Annotated in this window: 1 protein-coding gene; it reads left to right on the top strand. The window is 30.1% G+C overall.

The features are described 5' to 3' along the window. Nucleotides 1-165 precede the first annotated feature (165 nt). Nucleotides 166-365 (top strand): AAA family ATPase (locus tag V7083_RS21005; protein WP_335481633.1); only part of this gene is annotated, 200 nt, incomplete at its 3' end.

The following is a 365-nucleotide window of genomic DNA, read 5'->3' as shown; positions in this document are numbered from 1 at the left end:
TTCCTAATTGTTTAATTATTTGTTAAATCCAAGTTACTAGTTAATCGAACGGATTATATTCTTTAAAATGTTAATAAAACCACATTTTCTGTATGGCATTTTATGGTAAGGTTTAATTAGAATAGAAGAGACCTCTATTTTCTAGTGGTCTTAGGGAGTGAAACAATGATCACTAAAATTGGTTTAAAAAGTGTTGCGACTTACGATGAAGACGGTGTAACACTAGATAATTTAAAAAAGATAAATTTTATTTACGGAAACAATGGCGCCGGTAAAACAACAATTACTGAGTTCATTCGTAACCCAGAAAATTTTCCAAACTGCTCATTAGAGTGGAAAAATGAAAGTATGGTTACGTATGTTTA

The organism is Bacillus sp. JJ1764 (genome assembly GCF_036962145.1).
Classification (GTDB): domain Bacteria; phylum Bacillota; class Bacilli; order Bacillales; family Cytobacillaceae; genus Neobacillus.
Note: the sequence above shows the minus strand (reverse complement) of the source record. Positions and strands in the feature narration are given on the sequence as shown.